The following is a 352-nucleotide window of genomic DNA, read 5'->3' on the forward strand; positions in this document are numbered from 1 at the left end:
ACCGAAGGGATCGGCCACGAACCGCTCCGCCGTCAGATCCGCACGCCCGAAATACCCCCGGGCCAACCCCGCACCCGCCAGATACAGTTCGGCGGTGGCTCCCGCCGGTGCCTGTGACAGCGTGTCGTCCAGGATGTAGGCGCGCATGCCGTCCAGCGGACGCCCGACCGGTATCGGCGCGGGCACCACATCGGCCGCGGTCCAGGGGGCCTGGGTCGCGAACAAGGTGGTCTCGGTCGGACCGTAGGCGCCGCGCACCACAGTGTCCGGGCAGTGCTCCAGCACCCGCCGCACCGCGGTCGGGGAGATCACATCACCACCGGTGATCACCTCCCGCACACCCGCGAAGCAA

At 70.7% G+C, this 352-nt stretch carries 1 protein-coding gene; it reads right to left on the bottom strand.

The window, feature by feature from the left end:
* Window positions 1–352: AMP-binding protein (locus KCH87_RS48550; RefSeq protein ID WP_210594477.1), on the bottom strand; the 352-nt coding region annotated here is incomplete at both ends.

The sequence above is a fragment of the Streptomyces sp. GESEQ-35 genome, from assembly GCF_017948485.1.
Taxonomy (GTDB): domain Bacteria; phylum Actinomycetota; class Actinomycetes; order Streptomycetales; family Streptomycetaceae; genus Streptomyces.